The organism is Bradyrhizobium frederickii, from assembly GCF_004570865.1.
Classification (GTDB): domain Bacteria; phylum Pseudomonadota; class Alphaproteobacteria; order Rhizobiales; family Xanthobacteraceae; genus Bradyrhizobium; species Bradyrhizobium frederickii.
The window spans coordinates 154996-175000 of the sequence record NZ_SPQS01000017.1 but is presented as its reverse complement, the minus strand read 5'-3'; the positions used below and the strand labels follow the sequence as shown (position 1 = coordinate 175000).

General features: G+C 65.2%; 19 protein-coding genes (1 of these 19 cut by a window edge). 10 read left to right on the top strand and 9 right to left on the bottom strand.

What is annotated here, in order from left to right:
- From E4K64_RS27155 to E4K64_RS27135, 5 genes are all read right to left on the bottom strand, one after another.
- Nucleotides 1-285, bottom strand: partial view of a TRAP transporter substrate-binding protein gene (locus tag E4K64_RS27155; RefSeq protein WP_135166215.1) — the start only. It extends 804 nt beyond the left edge of the window; only the first 285 of its 1089 coding nucleotides appear in the window; it begins with the start codon at nt 283-285; its stop codon lies beyond the left edge, outside the window.
- Between the two features lie 178 nt (nt 286-463).
- Nucleotides 464-1777 carry an NAD(P)H-dependent oxidoreductase gene (locus E4K64_RS27150; protein ID WP_135166214.1) on the bottom strand — a complete coding sequence of 438 codons (1314 nt, stop codon included), beginning with the start codon at nt 1775-1777 and terminating at the stop codon, nt 464-466.
- A 159-nt stretch (nt 1778-1936) separates the two neighbouring features.
- Entirely contained in the window at nt 1937-2737 is an 801-nt protein-coding gene (locus E4K64_RS27145) for a phytanoyl-CoA dioxygenase family protein (protein WP_135166213.1), read from the bottom strand.
- 143 nt (nt 2738-2880) lie between these two features.
- On the bottom strand, nt 2881-3555 hold the full coding sequence (locus E4K64_RS27140) for a GntR family transcriptional regulator (protein ID WP_135166212.1): 675 nt from the start codon (nt 3553-3555) through the stop codon (nt 2881-2883).
- A 179-nt stretch (nt 3556-3734) separates the two neighbouring features.
- Nucleotides 3735-4592: a sigma-70 family RNA polymerase sigma factor gene (locus E4K64_RS27135; RefSeq protein ID WP_135166211.1), complete on the bottom strand. Its 858-nt coding sequence runs from the start codon at nt 4590-4592 to the stop codon at nt 3735-3737.
- A 99-nt stretch (nt 4593-4691) separates the two neighbouring features.
- Here E4K64_RS27135 and E4K64_RS27130 point away from each other — a divergent pair, with 99 nt between their 5' ends.
- Nucleotides 4692-5147: a carboxymuconolactone decarboxylase family protein gene (locus tag E4K64_RS27130; protein WP_135166228.1), complete on the top strand. Its 456-nt coding sequence runs from the start codon at nt 4692-4694 to the stop codon at nt 5145-5147.
- Between the two features lie 69 nt (nt 5148-5216).
- Here E4K64_RS27130 and E4K64_RS27125 read toward each other — a convergent pair whose 3' ends face one another.
- Both E4K64_RS27125 and E4K64_RS27120 read right to left on the bottom strand, forming a co-directional pair.
- Nucleotides 5217-6029, bottom strand: a complete 813-nt coding sequence (locus E4K64_RS27125) for an alpha/beta fold hydrolase (RefSeq protein ID WP_135166210.1) — start codon at nt 6027-6029, stop codon at nt 5217-5219.
- Nucleotides 6030-6031: 2 nt separating this feature from the next.
- A complete protein-coding gene (locus tag E4K64_RS27120; RefSeq protein WP_135166209.1) occupies nt 6032-6850 on the bottom strand; it encodes an alpha/beta fold hydrolase in 819 nt (272 codons plus the stop codon).
- 136 nt (nt 6851-6986) lie between these two features.
- On the opposite strand from E4K64_RS27120, the gene E4K64_RS27115 reads away from it, so the two are divergent.
- On the top strand, nt 6987-7529 hold the full coding sequence (locus E4K64_RS27115; protein ID WP_135166208.1) for a methylated-DNA--[protein]-cysteine S-methyltransferase: 543 nt from the start codon (nt 6987-6989) through the stop codon (nt 7527-7529).
- A 112-nt stretch (nt 7530-7641) separates the two neighbouring features.
- On the opposite strand, the gene E4K64_RS27110 is transcribed toward E4K64_RS27115, so the two are convergent.
- Complete coding sequence (locus E4K64_RS27110; RefSeq protein ID WP_135166207.1) at nt 7642-9186, bottom strand: acyl-CoA synthetase; 1545 nt, start codon at nt 9184-9186, stop codon at nt 7642-7644.
- Between the two features lie 155 nt (nt 9187-9341).
- Nucleotides 9342-10514 (bottom strand): acetyl-CoA C-acetyltransferase, encoded by a 1173-nt coding sequence (locus E4K64_RS27105; RefSeq protein ID WP_135166206.1) that lies wholly within the window; start codon nt 10512-10514, stop codon nt 9342-9344.
- Between the two features lie 209 nt (nt 10515-10723).
- On the opposite strand from E4K64_RS27105, the gene E4K64_RS27100 reads away from it, so the two are divergent.
- The 8 genes from E4K64_RS27100 to E4K64_RS27065 all read left to right on the top strand — a co-directional run bounded on the left by E4K64_RS27100 (nt 10724) and on the right by E4K64_RS27065 (nt 19926).
- Nucleotides 10724-11326, top strand: coding sequence for a TetR family transcriptional regulator (locus E4K64_RS27100; protein ID WP_135166227.1), 603 nt, complete (start codon nt 10724-10726; stop codon nt 11324-11326).
- Nucleotides 11327-11391: 65 nt separating this feature from the next.
- Nucleotides 11392-12150, top strand: coding sequence for an SDR family NAD(P)-dependent oxidoreductase (locus E4K64_RS27095; protein WP_135166205.1), 759 nt, complete (start codon nt 11392-11394; stop codon nt 12148-12150).
- A 211-nt stretch (nt 12151-12361) separates the two neighbouring features.
- Complete coding sequence (locus tag E4K64_RS27090; RefSeq protein ID WP_135166204.1) at nt 12362-13168, top strand: enoyl-CoA hydratase/isomerase family protein; 807 nt, start codon at nt 12362-12364, stop codon at nt 13166-13168.
- A gap of 42 nt (nt 13169-13210) precedes the next feature.
- Entirely contained in the window at nt 13211-15082 is a 1872-nt protein-coding gene (locus tag E4K64_RS27085; protein WP_135166203.1) for an AMP-binding protein, read from the top strand.
- 155 nt (nt 15083-15237) lie between these two features.
- Nucleotides 15238-16365, top strand: a complete 1128-nt coding sequence (locus tag E4K64_RS27080; RefSeq protein ID WP_135166202.1) for an acyl-CoA dehydrogenase family protein — start codon at nt 15238-15240, stop codon at nt 16363-16365.
- A gap of 121 nt (nt 16366-16486) precedes the next feature.
- On the top strand, nt 16487-17731 hold the full coding sequence (locus E4K64_RS27075; RefSeq protein WP_135166201.1) for an acyl-CoA dehydrogenase: 1245 nt from the start codon (nt 16487-16489) through the stop codon (nt 17729-17731).
- A gap of 114 nt (nt 17732-17845) precedes the next feature.
- A complete protein-coding gene (locus E4K64_RS27070; protein WP_135166200.1) occupies nt 17846-19090 on the top strand; it encodes an acyl-CoA dehydrogenase in 1245 nt (414 codons plus the stop codon).
- A gap of 134 nt (nt 19091-19224) precedes the next feature.
- Complete coding sequence (locus E4K64_RS27065) at nt 19225-19926, top strand: nitroreductase (protein ID WP_135166199.1); 702 nt, start codon at nt 19225-19227, stop codon at nt 19924-19926.
- Nucleotides 19927-20005: the final 79 nt, after the last annotated feature.

Here is a 20005-nt window from a genome sequence, read left to right as displayed (position 1 = left end):
GGTGTTGCCCATCTCGACCGTGCCGTTGGAGACGGCGTCGAGCACTTGCAGGCCAGGCACAAGCTCACCGGCAGCAAAGGGCTGGATCTGGAAACGATTGTCGGTAATCTCGGCAACGCGCTTGCAGAAATATTCGCAGCCGCCATAGAGCGTATCGAGTGATTTCGGCCAGCTCGCGGCGAGCCGCCATTTCACCTCGGGCATCGATTGCGCGATAGCTGGCGCTGCGACTGCGCTTGCGGCTAGGCCCAGCCCGCCTGCCGTCAGGAATTTACGACGTTCCATGCATTTCCCTCCTGTGATGCCGAGTCCTCGACGAGGGGATTGCGGTCTTGGTGCCGCTTTGTCTTCGCCGGTGGTCGACGTTATTAAGTGTCCGAAATTTCTTTCCGGATCGCGGTCAGGATGACGAAAGGGCGGCAGCAAAGCAAGACCACTTTGGCTGCGCCGCCGGCGACACGCGTCAATGCTGCGCTGCGAACGCGGCCTCCATGGCCTTGCGCGTCTTTACCGTCTCATTGCTCGCGTCGAACTCGACATCGCTCCAGCGCACCACCGCGCCGTGCGCGAGGTCATGCTTCAGCTTCACCCGGTGTGCGAGGCCGATCGGCAGCGCGCCGGCCTTCAGGCTCGCGGCCGCCGGTACCAGCTTGCCCCACACCGTGTAACCGCCCTCGCCGTCGAGCAACTCGCCCGCGCGCAAATTGCGCTTGGCGACCGCCGCCACGTCGCCGCGGAAGCCGCTGGCCTGGCCGGTCGGCTCACCCCGCAGCGCGGCCGACAGCACCGAGATGTTCAGCTCGAGCCCGATCAGGTGATAGGGCTTGTACATCGCGGCATAGCGGCCGCTGGCGTCGGTCTTTAGCCCGTATTGCCGGAAGCAGTCGGCGGCATAATCGCTCGGAGCCTCCAACACGACATAGACACCCCAGCGCAGGTCGCGGAATACAGGCCGGCCGTCGCGCTCGAGCGAGGAGACGACCTCGACCACGCCGGGCCGCTCCAGCACGCCGCCGCGCGAGCGCGGCCGCATGATGTGCGGCAGATCGTCGACGCCGCAGGGCGGAAACAGCAGGCCGTCCGCGGGCACGTCGAGCGCGCAGGCATTGGCGATCGCGGCCATCTCGATCGCCGATTTGGTGCCGTCGAGAAACGAGTTGAACATCTGCGGATTCATGCCGGCCGACTGCGCTTCGCCTGCGGTCAGGCCGTAATGCTGCCAGACGCCGTCAGGCGTCACGTCATGGTAGGCCGGCAGGTATTTCGTGCCTTTGCCGGCCGCGACGACGCGGAAGCCGGTGGCGCGGGCCCAATCGACCATCTCGGCGGTGAGCGCCGGCTGGTCACCATAAGCGAGCGAATAGACCACACCCGCCTTGCGCGCTTCCTCGGCGAGCAGCGGGCCCGCCAGCACGTCGGCTTCGACATTCACCATCACGATATGCTTGCCCGCGGCGATCGCGGCACGCGCATGCTTGATCCCCGCGGCGGGATTGCCGGTCGCCTCCACCACCACGTCCATCGCGCCGTCGGCGATGGCACGCGCGCCGTCGTCGGTGAACATCGTCGCAGCTATGCGCTCGGCGTCCCAGCCGACGGTGCGGCAGGCCTCGCGCGCGCGCTCGCAGTCGATGTCGACGACGATGGGCACCTCCAGCCCGGGCGTGTGCGGCACCTGCGCCAGAAACATCGAGCCGAATTTACCCGCACCGATCAAAGCGACACGGACCGGCCTGCCGGCGGAGGCGCGGGCCTGGAGGAGGCGGAAGAGGTTCATGGGAAGGGTCCGTGAGCGATATGGCTGTCAGGCGAGGTGAGCTATCAACGTTCGTCATTCCGGGGCGCGCGAAGCGCGAGCCCGGAATCCATTCTTCCGCAGTCTCTGCGGCCCGATGGATTCCGGGCTCGACGCTACGCGTCGCCCCGGAATGACAGACTACTCCGCCGCCTGCCGCGGTGCACGGGCGAGCCGCAGTAGCGCATCGTCGTCCACGGTCTTGATCGGCGTAAAATCGCGATGGGCGATATAGTCCGGCCGCGTGGGGGTCCGGATGTAGTTCGAGACCGCGTTCAGCGTCAGATACACGATCTTGCGCGGATAGGGCGTGATGTTACCGCTCGAGCCGTGCACGAGATTGCCGTGGAACATCAGCATGCCGCCGGGTTTGCCGGTCGGCGCGACGATGCCGCCTTGCGCGACGAGGCGCGTCACCGTCGCCTCGTCCAGCGTCCACAGCGGATAGGAGGTGGTGGCGAGGTCGTGCGAGGCCTCGAGATCGCCGGCGTTCTGGCTGCGCGGCACCAGCATCAAGGGGCCGTTGATCGGCATCACCTCGTCGAGGAAGATCGCGATGTTCATCGCCCGTGGCTCCGGCATGCCGTCGTCGCGCTTCCAGGTGCCGTAATCCTGGTGCCATTGCCAGACGTCGCCGGTGAAGGCCGATTTCGCGTTGATCTTGAACTGGTGCATGTAGACCGGCTCGCCGAACAATTGCTCGACCGGCTCGATCATGCGCGGATGCGCGCCGAGGATGCCGAACGCCTCGTTGTAGAGATGTGCGGCAAACGCCGTGCGCGGTGCGCCGCTCTTCTCGCGCCAGACTTCCGGCCGGTTGGTGTCGTAGATGCCGACCGCCTCGCGCGCCAGCAGATCGACCTCCTCCTGGCTGAACAGCTCGGGCAGGAACAACCAGCCCTCGCGGTGGAAGAACTCCAATTGCTCCTGAGACAGTTTCATCGGGTCGTCCTCCTGTTTTGTTATTTGTCATTCCGGGGCACGCGAAGCGTGAACCCGGAATCCATTTATCCTCAGCGCGTGCCGCCTGATGGATTCCGGGCTCGACGCTTCGCGACGCCCCGGAATGACGGCGTGTGTTGCGGCTACGCCGCCTCGTTCGTCGCCCTCAACCTCTCCTCGGTCATCCGTCCCGCGGTTTGCGCATGCGCCAGCGCGGCGCGTTCGGCCGCGCTCGCATCGCCTGCGAGAATATGCCCGGCGATGCCGGCGTGCTCGGCCCAGGCGCTGCCGCGATAGTCGAGCTCCGACAGCACCGTCGCCATCGAGCGGCGCATATGCGGCCATTGCGGCGCGATCGTCTCCTCGATCACGGGATTGCCGGCGAGCTGATAGATCGCGCGGTGAAAATCGACGTCGAGCACGATGAGCTCGGCCAAAGTCGTGGTGCGGTCGATGCGACCTCCGGCGGCCAGCGCCGCTTCCAACCGCGCGCGGCCGGCTGCGTCGTGTCCCGCGCGTATCGCAGCTAACCGGGCCGCCAGCGCATCGATTGCGCCGCGCACCTCGTAGAGCTGGCGGATGCGCGCAGGATCGAGCTGGGTGACCTCGAAGCCGCGCTTGCCACTCTCGGCGACGAGACCCTGCCGGTGCAGCAGATGCAGCGCGTGCGACACCGGCTGGCGCGACACGCCGAGCTTGTCGGCGAGTTCGTTCTGGCGGATGCGCTGGCCGGGCTTGAGCGTGCGGTCGGAGATCGCCTCCAGGATGCGCGCATAGACTTGGTCGATCAGATTCGGGAGCGGGTCGAGGGGGATCACGCCGGCAGCTCCGAAATAGGAATACGGAATTCCGTATTCGACGCTACGCCTCGACGGGGGAGGCGTCAAGCGGTATCGGAGGGTGGTGCAATGCCCCTCGCGTGGCGTTGGCTAAGCCGTTGATATCGCTAGCCCCGTCTACTGTGCATGGGGTTGTTTTCGCGATATTGCGTCCGGCCTCAGCCCTCCGGCACCTCCACCTCCAGCGCGGCGATCCGCTCCGCGTCAGCCAAGGCCTCGATCCCGGCAATACGGTCGTTCTTGAATGTCACGCGCAGCGCGATGCGCAGCTGCCCGCCGAGGATGACGGCCACGCCGATCTCGCCGTCGACCAGCGCCGTCCGCGCCGCCTGGGCACGGCCCTTGTAGAGCTGCGCGACCGCATCCGCGCCGCGGATCTCAGCCAGCGTGCCGAGCCGCACCGCGGCCTCGTCAGCGCGGAAGACGACGTCGGGATCGAGCACGGCCAGCAGCCCCTCGAAATTGCCCTCGCGCGACGCTTTGAGGAAGGCATCGACGATGGTGCGCTGACGCGACAGGTCCGTCTCGGGGACCGGCGCGCCCTGCACGCGCCGCCGCGCCCGGCTGGCGAGCTGGCGCGATGCCTCGACCGAGCGGCCGACGATCGGCGCGATCTCCTCGAAGGGCACCGCAAACATGTCGTGCAGCACGAAGGCGAGCCGCTCCGCAGGCTGCAGCGTTTCCAGCACGACGAGCAGCGCCGCGCCGACCGAGGCGGGCATCTCAGCCTCGCGCAGCGGCGTCTCGTCGACCGGCTCCGGCACATGAGGGCCCATCGGTTCTTCCTTGCGCGACTTCCGGGCGCGCAGCATGTCGAGGCAGATGCGCGCGACCACGGTGGTCAGCCAGCCGCGCAAATTCGCGATATCGGACATGTCGTAGCGGCTGACCCGCAGCCAGGCCTCCTGCACGGCATCGTCGACCTCGGCGCGGGAGCTCAGCATCCGGTAGGCGACCGCGCGCAAATGGTCCCTGCTGGCCTCGAACTGTTCAGTGAGAAAATTTTGCTCGGTCATCGGTCACATTCCCTCGTCGCGATCCGTCATGCCCATGACGAAGCCGATCCGGCCGATGTGACCGGAACCTTCGAAATTCGAGCGATGGAGACGAAAATGATGCACGCCCGCATGAATCACCCCGTCATGGTCCTCCCCGAGGCCATGAATATCCTTCAGTCCCTCGGCAACCTGACCAAGCAGGGCCTGCCGGAAAGGCTCCTGGAACTGGTGCACCTGCGCGCCAGCCAGATCAACGGTTGCAGCGTCTGTGTCGACATGCATCCCAAGATCGCCCGCAAGCTGGGTGAGACCGACGAGCGCCTGTTCGCCGTGTCCGCCTGGCGCGATGCACCCTATTTCACCGAGGCCGAGCGCGCCGCGTTGGCGTTGACCGAGGCCGTCACCCGTCTCGCCGATCGCGAGGATCCGGTGCCGGATGCGGTCTGGAGCGAGGCCGACAAGCATTTCGACGAACGCGAGCTCGCAACGCTGATCCTGTCGATCGCGACCATCAATGTCTGGAACCGGCTGAACGCAGCGATCAAGATGCCGGTCGGCGTGTGGAAAGCGTGAGGTCTTGTTTTTCACCTCTCCCCGCAAGCGGGGAGAGGGAGATCAACGACGGTGCGCTCCTTACAACGCCTACTCCGCCAAGAACCGGTTCACCACCTCGCCGAACTCCAGCGGCGCCTGCTCGAACATCCAATGGCCGGCGTTCGGAATCACCGCCGTCTCAGCTCCCGCGATGTGCGCGGCCAGCACCCGCCACAACACCGACAGGCTTCCTGTCGTCGCGCTGCCGCCGATCAGCAGCGTCGGCGTCCTGATCGCCTGCGCGTCCTCGAGCGTGTAGGGCCTGCGCTGCTCGTTGATCTGGCCGAGGAAGGTGAGCGCGTTGTCGCGCAGCTGCTGCTTCGCCGCCGCCGGCACGCGCCGCCAGGCGCCGTCGCCTTCGATGCCTTCGTAGAAATTCTGCAACGCGCCCTCGAGATCGCCGGCGCGGATCATCTCGACCGAGCGCGCCGTGCGCGCCGCCAGCGGCGGATGCGCTGGCGTGCCTTCGGGCACGGGCAGGCTGGCGTCGAGATCGCCGCCCGGCTCGGCCAGCACCAGTTTTCGCAGCAGATCCGGCCGCGCCTGCGCCACGCGAAACGCGATGTGGCCGCCGCGCGAATGGCCCATCAGGTCCACGGGCGCGGGCTTCACCTGCTCGATGAACGCGATCACGTCGGCGACGTGCTGCGCCATCTTGTAGTCGTCGCCGACGGCTTCCCAATGCTCGGGGAAGAAATGCCGCAGGCTGACCGCGATCACGCGATGGGCCTTCGACAGCGGACCGAGCACCGAATACCAGGTGCGGAAATCCCCGAGCGTGCCGTGCACGCAGACCAGCGGCGGGCCGCTCCCGACTTCGAGATAGGCCATGTCGTAATCGTTGATGCGAAATGTCTGCATGATCAGCCCGCCAGGAAATCCAGGACCACTTCGGAGAATTTTTGCGGCGCCTGCTCGAACATCGGATGCGTCGCGTTCGGGATGATTGCGGTCTTGGAATAGGGCACATGCGCTGCGAGCGCGTGCAGCACCTTCGGCAGCAGGCCCTTGGTCCGCGCCCCCAGGATGAACAGTGTCGGCATCTTGATGGACTCCGCATCCGCCTTCGAGAAGGGCGGGCGGTTGTCGCGGACCTGGCCGATCAGCGTATAGGCGTTGTCGCGAAGGTTCTGCTTCACCATCGCCGGCAGCCGCGGCCAGGTGCCGGCGCCTTCCAGCGTGTCGACGAAGACGGCGAGGCCGCCGTCGACATCGCCGGCGGCGATCTTCTCGGCCGAAGCCGTGAAGCGCGCCAGGAGCGGCGAGGGGCCGCCGACATAATCGGGATCGAGGCTGGCATCGAGCTCGCCGCCGGGCTCCGCCAGGACGAGCCGTCGCAGCAGATCGGGGCGTTGCTGAGCTACGCGAAAGCAGATGTGCCCGCCGCGGGAATGGCCCATCAGGTCAACGGGGCCAAGGTCGAGCTTCTCGATGAAGGCGATGACGTCCTGGACATGCTGGGCGATCGAATAGGTGTCGCCGATGCCGTCCCAGCGGTCGGGAAAGAAATGCCGCAGGCTGACAACGATTGCGCGGCGCTGCTGCGTCAGCGGTCCGAGCACGCAGCCCCAGACGCGGAAGTCGTTGAGCGAGCCGTGCACGCAGACCAGCGGCGGCCGGCCCCTGTCCTCGCCCACGTCGAGATAGGGCATGTCGTAACCGTTGACGTGGAGGCTTTGCATTCTGGACTCGCGAGGCAGGCGGAACTCCTGTGCAAGATTCCCGGAAACCGGGTGGATCGCAACTATTTCCAAGCCTAGATTTGCTCCGAGATCACGATGGGGGCATGCGACGAGGACGCAAGCCAGGAACCAAGTCATGACCGACCAGCATTTTGCCCTGTTCGATACCAGGATCGGCCTTTGCGCCATCGCCTGGGGCCCGCGCGGCATCAACGGCACGCAATTGCCCATGGGTGGCGAGCAGAAGATCCGCACCCGCATCAGCCAGCGCCACGCCGAGGCCACCGAAGCCGAGCCGACCGCCGAGGTGCGAGAGGCGATCGACCGCATGACAAGACTGCTCGCGGGCGAGCCGGATGACCTCACCGACATTCCGCTCGACCTCGACGGCGTGCCCGAGTTCAACCGCGGCGTCTATGAGATCGCCCGCGCGATTCCGCCGGGCAAGACCATCACCTATGGCGATATCGCCAAGCAGCTAGGCGGCGTTCAGCTGTCGCGCGATGTCGGCCAGGCGCTCGGCCGCAACCCGTGCCCGATCGTGGTCCCCTGCCATCGCGTGCTTGCCGCCGGCAACAAGCCCGGAGGCTTCTCGGCCAACGGCGGCGTGGTGACCAAGCTGAAGATGCTCGAGATCGAAGGCGCGCTGGTGAACCACACGCCGAGCTTGTTTGATTGAGACGGCGGGCGCGAGAAGCGTAGGGTGGATTAGCCGAAGGCGTAATCCACCTTATGGCGCTGCACGAGAAGAGGTGGATTACGCTTCGCTAATCCACCCTACGAATTCTCCCTTAAATCTTCGCTGCCGTCTTCGGCCAATACCGATCGCGCAGATGCCGTTTCACCAGCTTGCCGGTCGGCGTGCGTGGCAGCTCGGGCTCGAAATCGATCGAGCGCGGGCACTTGATGGCGGAGAGGCGGCCCTTGCAATAGGCGATCAGATCGGCCTCGAACGCCTTGCCGGCACGCGTCATGTCGTGCGGCTGCACCACCGCCTTGACCTCTTCGCCCATTTCCTCGTTCGGGACGCCGAACACCGCGACGTCGGCGACGTCAGGGTGGGTGATCAGCACGTCCTCGGTCTCCTGCGGATAGATGTTCACGCCGCCGGAGATGATCATGTAGGACTTGCGGTCGGTGAGATAGAGGAAGCCGTCCTTGTCGAGGTAGCCGACATCGCCGAGCGTCGACCAGCCCCTGGCATTATAGGCTTTCTTCGTCTTCTCGGGGTCGTTGTGATAGGTGAAGGCAGGGGCATCGGCGAAATAGACCGTTCCGATCTCGCCCACCGGCTGCTCCTCGTCGTTCTCGTCCAGAATCTTGACCTTGCCGACCACGGCACGGCCGACGCTGCCGCGATGCTCCAACCATTGCTGCGAGCTGCAGACGGTGACGCCGTTGCCTTCCGAACCCGCGTAATACTCGATCAGGATCGGGCCCCACCATTCGATCATCCTTGCCTTGACGTCGACCGGGCAGGGAGCGGCGGCGTGAATGGCGCCTTTGAGCGTGGAGACGTCATATTTGGTGCGGACCTCGTCCGGCAGCTTCAGCATGCGCACGAACATGGTCGGCACGAGCTGCGATTGGGTGACCCTGTACTTCTCGACCAGCTTCAAGAACTCTTCGGCGTCAAAGTGCTCCATGATGATGGAGGTGCCGCCGAGCACGATCGCCATCATGTTGAAGCGCAAGGGAGCAGCGTGATAGAGCGGCGCCGGTGACAGATAGATGCTGTCGGTGTTCATGCCGCACATGTCGGCGCAGAGCACGCGCAGAAGCGGATTCGGCTCGTCGATGGGCTTGCCTTCAAACCCCTTCTTGACGCCCTTGGGCCGCCCGGTGGTGCCGGACGAATACAGCATGTCGTAGCCGGCGACCTCATCGGCAATCGGCGTCGTCGGCTGCGCGGCGGCTTCCTTGTCGTAGGAGCGGAAGCCGGGCAGCGGCTCGTCCATCATGTAGAAGATCGGCTCGCCGGCGGCGCCCTTGTTCAGGCCCTTGATCTGGTCGGCGCATTTCGGGGTGGTGATCACGACCTTGGCGCCGCAATCGGCGATGATGTAGTCGATCTCGTCCTGCTTCAAATAGCGGCTGATCGCGGTGTAATAGAGCCCGCTGCGCTGCGCAGCCCAGCACAGCTCCATGAAGGCGAGACGGTTCTCCATCAATAGCGCGATGTGGTCGCCGGCCTTCAGCCCGAGCGAGCGAAACAGCTGCGCGCCCTGGTTCGAGAGCTCGTCGAGCTCGCGATAGGTGATCGCCTTGCCGGTCCCGGCCATCTGGTAGGCGATCTTGTCGGGCGTGGTGCGGGCGTGGATGGAGGGGTGGGTCATGGGCTGCTTTGATACCGGCGAATGGATGTGACGTTCCCCGGACGCAGCGCAGCGCGTAGCGGTGCGCTGCAGATCCGGGGTCCACTGTGAGGCATGGGTCCCGGCTCTGCGCCGCGGCGTTTCACGCCGCAGCGCGTCCGGGACACGAGGAGGACTTACAGCCGCTCCACGATCGTCACGTTGGCCATGCCGCCGCCTTCGCACATGGTCTGCAGGCCGTAGCGCTTGCCGCGCTGATGCAGGGCGTGGACCAGCGTCGTCATCAGCTTGGTGCCGGAGCCGCCGAGGGGATGGCCGAGCGCGATGGCGCCGCCGTTGACGTTGAGACGCTCGGGATCGGCGCCGGTGCTCTTCAGCCATGCGGTCGGCACCGAAGCGAAGGCCTCGTTGACCTCGAACAGGTCGATGTCGCCGATCTTCATGCCGGCCTTCTCCAGCGCGCGCTTGGTCGCGTGCAGCGGCGCATCCAGCATGATGACGGGATCGCCGCCGGTCATGGTCATGTGATGGACGCGCGCGAGCGGCTTGACGCCGAGCTGCTTCAGGCCCTTCTCGTTCACCACCATGACGCCGGAGGCGCCGTCGCAGATCTGGCTGGCGCTGGCCGCGGTGAGCTTGCCGTTCTCGGCGATCAGCTTGACGCCCCTGATGCCGTCGAGCGTGACGTCGAAGCGGATGCCCTCGTCGATGTGGTGGGTGTCCTTCGAGCCGTCGGCGCGGGTGATCTCGAGCGGCACGATCTCCTTCTTGAAGTGGCCTCCTTGCGTCGCCGCGATCGCGCGCTGATGGCTGTCGTAGGAATATTGGTCGAGGTCATCCTTGGAGAGGCCGTACTTCTCGGCCATCATCTCCGCGCCGGTGAACTGGCTGAACACGATGTTCGGGTACTTCTTCTCGATGCCCGGGCTCTTGTAATTGCCAAAGCCGTTCTTGGCGGGAAGCTGCGAGGACAGGCCCATCGGAACCCGGGTCATCGATTCCACGCCGGCCGCGATCACCACGTCCATGGCGCCCGACATCACGGCTTGCGCTGCGAAGTGCAGCGCCTGCTGCGAGGAGCCGCACTGGCGGTCGATCGAGGTGCCCGGCACGCTCTCCGGCAGCTTCGAGGCCATGACCGCGTTGCGCGCGACGTTGTTGGACTGCTCTCCGACCTGCATCACGCAGCCCATGATCACGTCCTCGACCAGTGCGGGATCGACCTTGGTGCGATCGACCAGCTCGTCCAGCACCTTCGCGGCGAGATCGGCCGGATGCCAGCCGGCGAGGCGGCCCCCCTTGCGCCCGCCGGCGGTGCGCGCGGCGGCGACGATGTAAGCCTCGGCCATGTCGGTTTCTCCCTGAATTCTTGCTTGGGTTGGTTGTCGGGGACGGATTTAAGGGACGGGAGATCGTTTAGTCAATCGATCAATTAACTCTTGTGATGAGGCGCTGCTTGGGCTTATCTGCGCCCGCTCCGAGCGGCGAACAGGGATCTTCCGTGGCTACCAGCGTACCGAACAGGCTCCCCAGCGGGAAGAATTCCACGGCGGAGAAATTGCTGGTGGCCGCGAGCGAGCTGATGATCGAACGCTCCTCGATCGAGATCTCGCTGTCCGACATCGCGCAGAAGTCGGGCGCCAACGCCGCCCTGGTCAAATATCACTTCGGCAACAAGGACGGCCTCTTGCTGGCGCTGCTTGCACGGGATGCTGCGACCGAGATGTCCAACCTCGAATATCTGCTGGCGCAGCCGATCACGGCGACGGCGAAGCTCAAGCTGCATATCGCCGGCATCATCCGCGCCTATCACCGGTTCCCCTATATGAACCGGCTGATCCACTATCTCCTGCACGAAACCAGCGCGGGCTCGGCCGATGAGGTCTCGAAGTTCTTCGTCGCCCCGCTGCTGGATTTCCACCGCCGCCTGCTGGCCGAAGGCGTCAACCGCGGCGAATTCCGCCCGACCGATCCGGTGTTGTTCTACACCAGCCTGATCGGTGCCTGCGATCATTTGTTCTTCGGCCGGCACGCGATGTCCCGCGCGACCGGCGTCGGCCCGGTCACCGATGATGTCTGCCGGCAATATATCAAGCACATGGAAACGCTGATCTGCGGCGGCATCCTCACGCAAGTCGAGGAAGCTGCCGCGGCCGGATAATCGGCCGAACTCTTAGAGTCTAGAGAAGAAACGCCCAAGGAAAAGGTAGAGGAAAGGTACAAGCGATGCAGTTGAAAGACGTAGCCGTTCTCATCACTGGCGGCGGCTCAGGCCTCGGTGAGGCGACCGCCCGCGCCATGGCGTCCAAAGGCGCCAAGATCGGCGTGATCGACCAGAACAAGGACAACGCCGAGAAGGTTGCCGCCGAAGTGAAGGGCGTCGCGCTGCATGCCGATGTCACCAGCGAAGAGCAGATCAAGGCGGCAATCGCGAAAGCCGAAGCCGCGCATGGCGTCGCTCGCGTGCTGATGAACTGCGCCGGCATCGGCGGCTCGCAGCGCATCGTCGGCCGCGACGGCGTCTATCCGCTCGAAAAGTTCGCGCGCATCATTAACGTCAATCTGATCGGCACCTTCAACTGCCTGCGCCTGTTCGCCGAGCGCCTCGTCACGATCGAGCCCGTCGGTGAAGAGCGCGGCGTCATCATCAACACGGCGTCGGTCGCGGCTTACGAAGGCCAGATCGGCCAGATCGCCTATTCGGCGTCGAAGGGCGGCGTGGTCGGCCTGACCTTGCCGGCCGCGCGCGATCTCGCCAGCCAGAAGATCCGCGTCAACACCATCGCGCCCGGCCTGTTCTTCACGCCGCTGCTGATGGGTCTGAACGAAGAGGCCCGCAAGAGCCTCGGCGCCCAGGTGCCGCATCCCTCGCGTCTCGGCGATGCCGCCGAATACGGCTCGCTCGCCGTGCACATCGTCGAGAACCCGATGCTGAATGGCGAGACCATCCGTCTCGACGGCGCCATCCGCATGGCGCCGCGGTAAGCTCCTTTTTCCGCTCCCCTCTTGTCCGCCGAAGCCTTCAGGCGAAGGCGGATGTGGGAGAAGGTGGAGCGAAGCGCCGGATGAGGGGTTCTCTCCGCGGAGACAGACCCCTCACCCGAGCGAGCTCTTGTCGAGCGGCGTACATGCCCTCTCCCACAAGGGAGAGGGCGCAGCAATCGGCACCATCGTTGAGGATGGAGGAAAGTCGCCCATGTCCCAACCGTTGCTGATCGAGCATGACGACGGCGTCGACCGGGTGACGCTGAACCGGCCTGAACACCTCAACGCGCTCGATCCTGCGCTGATCGACGCGCTCAACGTCTATTTCCAGGGCCTGCAGCGCAACCGCGACACGCGTGTCGTGGTGCTCAAGGGCGCCGGCAAGAATTTTTGCGCGGGACTCGATCTCAAGGCGGCGATGGCGCGCCGTGCCGGGCAGCAAGAGCCGCCTGGCGTCACGGAGTCGCTGGATTCGCAACGCCGCATCGCCGACATCGTGATGCTGATGCGGCGTTGTCCGCAGCCGATCCTGTCGCTGGTGCAGGGCGCGGCCGCGGGCGGCGGCTTTGCGCTGGCACTCGCCTCCGACATCCGCATCGCGACGAAATCGGCGCGGATGAATTGCGCCTTCATCAAGCTCGGCCTCGGCGGCTGCGATATCGGCACCAGCTATTTCCTGCCGCGCCTCGTCGGCGTCTCCGTAGCATCTGAATTGATCCTCACCGGGCGCTTCATCGGCGCCGAGCGGGCGCTTGCGGTCGGCCTGGTCGTGGAGGTCGTGGACGAGGACAAGCTCGACGAAGCGGCCGAGCCCTATGTCGAGGCGATGATGACGGCTTCGCCCGTGGGGCTGAGGCTCTCAAAGGAATGCCTCAACATGAGCGTCGATGCCGGTTCGCTGGAGGCCGCGATCGCGATGGAGGATCGCAACCAGGTCCTCTGCAGCCGCTCGGAGGAATTTTCGGAAGGGATCAGGGCCTTCCTTGAGAAGCGAAAGCCTGTCTATATCAAGCGCTGAACCACGAAGATCCGCGAAGGACATAATTCCGGGAGACGCAAAATGGGTGGAAGCGCGGCGGCGGTAATGACGAAGCCCGCCTTTCGCAAAGTGGAGTGGCTCAAGCGCGACATCGACGTCGAGCGCCGCGCCGACGGCACGGTGGTGCTGAAGTCGCGCATTCCCCTGCAAGCTTACGAGAAGCACATTCCGGCGTCGCTGGCGAAGTGGTCGAAGGAAGCGCCCGAGCGCATCTGGCTGGCGCAGCGCGGCGGCCCGAACCGCGAATGGCGCAAGGTCTCCTATGCCGAAGCCAAGCGCACCGTGGATGCGCTGACGCAAGGCCTGCTCAATCTCGGGCTCGATGGTCGCCCCGTTGCGATCCTCTCCGGCAATTCGATCGAGCATGCGCTGATGACGCAGGCGGCGATGCAGGCTCGCTCACCGGCGGCGCCGGTGTCGCCGGCCTACTCGCTGATGAGCCACGATCACGTCAAGCTGAAGTACCTGTTCGACCTGATCAAGCCGGCCGTGGTGATGGTGCAGGACGGTCCGACCTTCGAGAAGGCGCTGAAGGCGCTCAATCTCGCCGGCGTCACCGTGGTTCACGTCGCGCGGCCTTGTGAGGGCATCACAAGCGTCAGCTTTGCCGAGTTGGCGGCCACGCCGGTCACGAAGGACGTCGAGGATTCGATCGCAGGAATTACGCCGCAAACCGTCGGCAAGCTGCTGTTCACGTCGGGCTCGACCGGCATGCCAAAAGCGGTCATCAACACGCAGGAGATGATGTGCGCCAATGCCGCGATGATGATGCAGGTGCGGCCACGCTCGCCTGACGGCCCTGTTGCGACCATGCTGGACTGGATGCCGTGGAATCACACCATGGGCGGCAACGCGGCATTCCACCCGATCCTGATCGATGGCGGCACGCTCTATATCGACGACGGCCGGCCGATGCCGGGCCAGTTCGAGGAGACGCTGCGGAACCTGCGCGAGATCTCGCCGACCTATTACGCCAACGTGCCGGCCGGCTATGCGGCGCTTGCAGCCGCCATGGAAAAGGATGACGCGCTGTGCCGCTCGTTCTTCAAGAATCTGTCGATCATGGCCTATGGCGGCGCGCGGCTGCCTGACGATCTCTATGACCGCATGCAGGCTCTCGCCGTGAAGACCACCGGCGAGCGCATCGTGTTCTACACCGGCTGGGGCTCGACCGAGACCGCGCCGACCTCGACCGGCACCTATTGGGACACCGAGCGCGTCGGCCTGATCGGCCTGCCGTTCCCCGGGGTCGAATTGAAGATGGTGCCGTGCGGCTCGAAATACGAGCTGCGCCTGCGCGGCGTCAACGTCACGCCCGGCTATTTCGGCCAGCCGGAGCTGACGAAGAAGATGTTCGACGAAGAAGGCTTCTACTGCATCGGCGATGCCGGTGTTTTCGTGGACGATACCGATCCGGTGAAGGGCATCATCTTTGCCGGGCGGGTGGTCGAAGATTTCAAGCTCACCACAGGCACCTTCGTGCATGTCGGCTCGCTCCGCACCGATGCGATAGCGGCGGCGACGCCGGTGGTGCACGACGCGCTGGTCGCGGGTCAGGACCGCCCGTTCATCGGCTTGCTCGCCTGGCCGAACCTTCACGCCTGCCGGCAGCTCGCCGGCAATCCCGATCTGAGCTTTGCCGATGCCGTGAGGCACCCCGAGGTGATCGCCTGCTTCAGGCGCGGGCTGGAAGCGCATAACAAGGAATGCGAGGGCGCCAGCAGCCGCATCATCGCGCGCGCCATGCTGATGGTCGAGCCGCCCTCGATCGACGGCAACGAGCTCACCGACAAGGGCTATATCAACCAGCGCGCCGGCCTCGAGCGCCGCGCCGCGCTGGTGGAGCGGCTCTATGCGGACACGCCGGATGACGAGGTGATCGTGCTGCGATGAGCGCGCAACTCTCTCCTCGTCATTCCGGGATGGCCCGAAGGGCCAGGCCCGGAATCCATAACCCCGGCTGGTGGTTATGGATTCCGGGCTCGCGTACGCGCGCCCCGGAATGACGGTGCCAATCATTGACAACGAATAACAAAGGGTAGCCCGCCATGAACTTCGATTTCTCCGACGACCAGAAGCAGCTCCGCGACCAGGCGCGCAAATTCCTCGCTGAAAAGTGCTCGCCCAAGGCGGTGCGCGTGGTGCTCGACGGCAAGGCGCCTTACGACAGGGAGCTGTGGAAGGGCCTCGCCGAGATGGGCTTCCTCGGCGTCGCGATTCCGGAAGAGTTCGGCGGCGCCGGGGCCGGCCATCTCGAGCTCTGCGTGATCGCGGAGGAGATGGGCCGGGCCAATGCGCCGGTGCCGTTCTCCTCGACCGTCTACCTTGCCGCCGAAGCGCTGTTGATCGCCGGCAGCGAGGCGCAGAAGAAGAAATGGCTGCCTGCGATCGCCTCGGGCGAAGCCATCGGCACGCTGGCGCTGTTCGAGGGCAAGGGCAATCCGTCGCCGAAGAATGTCAAGCTGACGGCCGCGAACGGCGCGCTCAACGGCGTCAAGAAGCCCGTCCCCGATGGTGCCATTGCAGACTTTGCGGTCGTTGCCGCGCGCACCGGATCGAGCGGGCGCGACAGCGACATTTCGCTGTTCCTGGTCGATCTGAAGGCTGGCGGTGTTGAGGTGAAAAGCCTCACCAATCTAGATCCGACCCGCGGGCAGGCCGAGATCACCTTCAAGGACGCCAAGGCGGAGCCACTCGGCTCCGCCGGCGAAGGCTGGAGCATCCTCACAGAGGTGCTCGACCGCGCCGCGGTGCTCTGCGCGTTCGAACAGGTCGGCGGCGCCGACCGGGCGCTGGAGATGGGCCGCGACTACGCGCTCGATCGCATCGCCTTCGGTCGCCAGATCGGCTCGTTCCAGGCGGTCAAGCACATGCTCGCCGACATGTACGTCTCGGCGACGCTGGCGCGCTCCAACAGCTATTACGGCGCCTGGGCGCTCTCGACCAACGCCGCCGAGCTGTCGGAGGCCGCGGCCGCCGCGCGCATCAGCGCGACGCAGGCCTTCCAGCACTGCGCCAAGAACAACATCCAGGTTCACGGCGGCATGGGTTTCACCTGGGAGTTCGACTGCCACATGTACTACCGCCGCGCCAACGCCATGGCGCTCGGGCTCGGCAGCCTCAGCTATTGGGAGGACCAGTTGATCGACCGCATGCGCAAGAAGAACGCGGCGTAAGCACCGATTTGTAGGATGGGTAGAGCGAAGCGAAACCCATCGCCACGCGAAGATTGAAAGAGATGGGTTTCGCTGCGCTCTACCCATCCTACGAGATGAATGCGCGGCTGAGGGCTGAACCATGAACTTCGACGACACCCCGCAGGAAGCCGAATTTCGCGCCACCGCGCGCGCCTGGATCGCGGCGAATGCGCCCAAGCAATACGAGGAGGAGCTGCGCAAATCCTCGCTCGGCCGCACCGTGCTCAAGAACGCCAACATCCTGGACGTCGCAAAGGCCTGGCAGAAGAAGAAGGCCGATGCCGGCTGGGCCTGCCTGCACTGGCCGAAGGAATATGGCGGCCGTGGGTCGTCGCCGATCGAGCGCGTGATCTGGCAGCAGGAAGAGGGGCCGTTCGGCCAGTTGTCCCGCATGTTCATCATCGGCCACGGCATGTGCGGGCCGACCATGATGGCGTTCGCGCGCGAAGAGCACAAGCGCACCTATCTGCCGCCGCTCGCCTCCGGCGAGAAGGTCTGGTGCCAGCTGTTCTCCGAGCCGGCCGGTGGCTCCGACGTGGCAGGCCTGCGTACGCGCGCGGAGAAGGACGGTGACGACTGGATCGTCAACGGACAGAAGATCTGGACCTCGGGCGCGCATTATTCCGACTACGGCATTTTGCTCACCCGCACCGATCCGACCGTGCCCAAGCACAAGGGTCTCACCATGTTCTTCCTGGACATGAAGAGCCCCGGCGTCGAGGTGCGGCCGATCAAGCAGGCGAGCGGGGCGTCCGACTTCAACGAGGTCTATTTCACCAATGTCCGCATTCCCGACCACCAGCGCCTCGGCGAGGTCGGCGACGGCTGGAACGTCTCGCTGACCACGCTGATGAACGAGCGCAGCGCGATCGGCGCGGCGGTCTCGACCGGCTTCCCTGAATTGTTCGAGTACTGCTCCAGCCTGATGCTCGACGACGGCCCCGCGATCGAGGACCGCGCGGTGCGCTCGAAGCTGGCGAACTGGGCGGTGAAGGCGAGCGGGCTGAAATACACCAGCATGCGCGCGATCTCGGCGCTGTCGAAAGGCGAGCGGCCGGGGCCGGAAAACTCCATCGGCAAGCTGGTGGCGGGCTCGATGATCCAGGACGTCGCGACCTACGCACTGGACTTGCAAGGCGCGAACGGCGTGATCAGCGGCGAGGATGCCGAGCTGGCCGGCCGTTTCCAGGCCATGCTGCTGCGCGCGCCCGGAACGCGCGTCGAAGGCGGCACCGACGAGATCATGCGCAACATCATCGCCGAGCGGGTGCTGGGCCTGCCCGGCGATATCCGTGTCGACAAGGATGTGCCGTTCAACAAGATCCCGACGAAGGGAAGGAATTAGCCGTCATTCCGGGGCGGCTCGAGGAGCCGAACCCGGAATCTCGAAGTGAATTGCAAGCTCTAGATTCCGGGTTCGCGCGTTGCGCGCCCCGGAATGACAAGAAAGGGAAGTGCCATGAATTTCGACGACACCCCGCAGGAAGCCGCGTTCCGCGAGACCGCGCGCAAATGGATCGACGCCAATGCGCCGAAGGAGCTGCATGCCGAGCTGTCAAAATCCTCGCTCGGCCGCATTCGTCTTGCCGGCCGCGACATCGTCGAGGTCGGCAAGGCCTGGCAGAAGAAGAAGGCTGATGCGGGCTGGGCCTGCCTGCACTGGCCTAGGGAGTATGGCGGCCGCGGTGCCACACCGATCGAGAAGGTGATCTGGCAGCAGGAGGAGGGCGTCTACGGCAAGCTGACGCAGCCGTTCCAGATCGGCGAGGGCATGTGCGGCCCGACGGTGATGGCGTTCGGCAGCGAGGACGCCAAGCGCCGGTACTTGCCGAAGCTCGCCTCGGGCGAGGAGATCTGGTGCCAGCTGTTCTCCGAACCGTCCGCCGGTTCGGACGTGGCCGGCTTGCGGACGCGTGCCGAGAAGAAGGGCGACGACTGGGTCGTCAACGGCCAGAAGATCTGGACCTCGGGCGCGCATTATTCCGACTATGGCCTTTTGATCGCGCGGACTGATCCCAATGTGCCCAAGCACAAGGGGCTCACCATGTTCTTCCTGGACATGAAGAGCCCCGGCGTCGAGGTTCGCCCGATCAAGCAGGCCAACGGCATGCAGGAGTTCAACGAGGTCTATTTCACCGATGTCGTGATCCCGGACAGCCAGCGGCTCGGGGCGGTCGGCGAGGGCTGGAGCGTGTCGCTGACGACGCTGATGAACGAGCGCATGTCGATCGGCGCGCGGCTTGCGACCGGCGTGCCTGAGATGTTCGAGTTCTGCTCCAACCTCATGCTCGAGGATGGCCTGGCCATCGACGATCCCGCCGTGCGCTCGAAGCTGGCGAGCTGGGCGGCGAAGTCGAACGCGCTGAAATATACCAGCTACCGCACGATCTCGGCGCTGTCGAAGGGCGAGCGGCCGGGCCCGGAGAACTCGATCGGCAAGCTGGTCTCGGGCATGATGCTGCAGGACATCGCGACCTACGCCATGGACCTGCAGGGTGCGGCCGGCGTTCTCACCGGCAGCGACGAGGAAACCGTGCAGGGCCAGTTCCAGCAGATGCTGCTGTCCTCGCCCTCGATGCGCATCGCCGGCGGCACCGACGAGATCCTGCGCAACATCATCGCCGAGCGCGTGCTGGGCCTGCCCGGCGACATCCGCGTCGACAAGGACGTGCCATATAACAAGATCCCGACCAAGGGGCGGTGACCTCACGTCTCGCGGTATCTCGTAGGGTGGGCAAAGCGAAGCGTGCCCACCATTTGCAGATGCTTCGGGGAAGTCTGTCGGTGGGTACGACGCTTGCGCGTATTTGCCCACCCTACGAGAGCGCGAGCCAATTCATGGATGCAAAAGTGAGCCAGACCCAAGACCGCATCGGCGTGCTCGAAGAGCTGCTCAACGAGCGCTACTCCGTCCGCGCGTTTCTTCCGAAGGACGTCGATCGCGCGACCATCGAGCATGTGCTGACCACCGCGCAGCGCACCGCGTCCTGGTGCAACAGCCAGCCCTGGCAGGTCGTCATCGCCAGCGGCGAAGCCAAGGAGCGTTTTCGCCAGGCGATCTACGCGGAAGCTTCAAGGGGCCTCGGCGACGATTACGACTTCACGCCCCCGCGCGAATATGTCGGCGTCTACCTCGAGCGCCGCCGCGAAAGCGGTTTTCAGCTCTACAACACGCTCGGCATCGCCCGCGGCGACAGAAGCGCTTACGCCAAGCAGGCGCTGGAGAACTACAATTTTTTCGGCGCACCGCATGTTGCGATCATCCACACCAACGAGCCGCTCGGCATTTACGGTGCGATCGATTGCGGCGCCTATGTCTCCAATTTCATGCTGGCCGCGCAGGCGCTCGGGCTCGGCACCATTCCGCAAGCCGCGCTTGCGCGGCACTCCGGATTGATCCGCCGCCACTTCAACCTGCCCGACGATCGCCGCGTCGTCTGCGGCATTTCGTTCGGCTATGCCGACCACGCCCACAAGGTCAACAGCTACCGCACCTCGCGTGCAAGCGTGGCCGAGACCGTGACCTTCGTGGAGGAGTGATCGGCGCGGGCGGCGTGGCTCTCGCACTCATGCAAAGGCGGCCGCAGAAGCGGCCGCCTTCCTGGTGTCTCGAACTTGA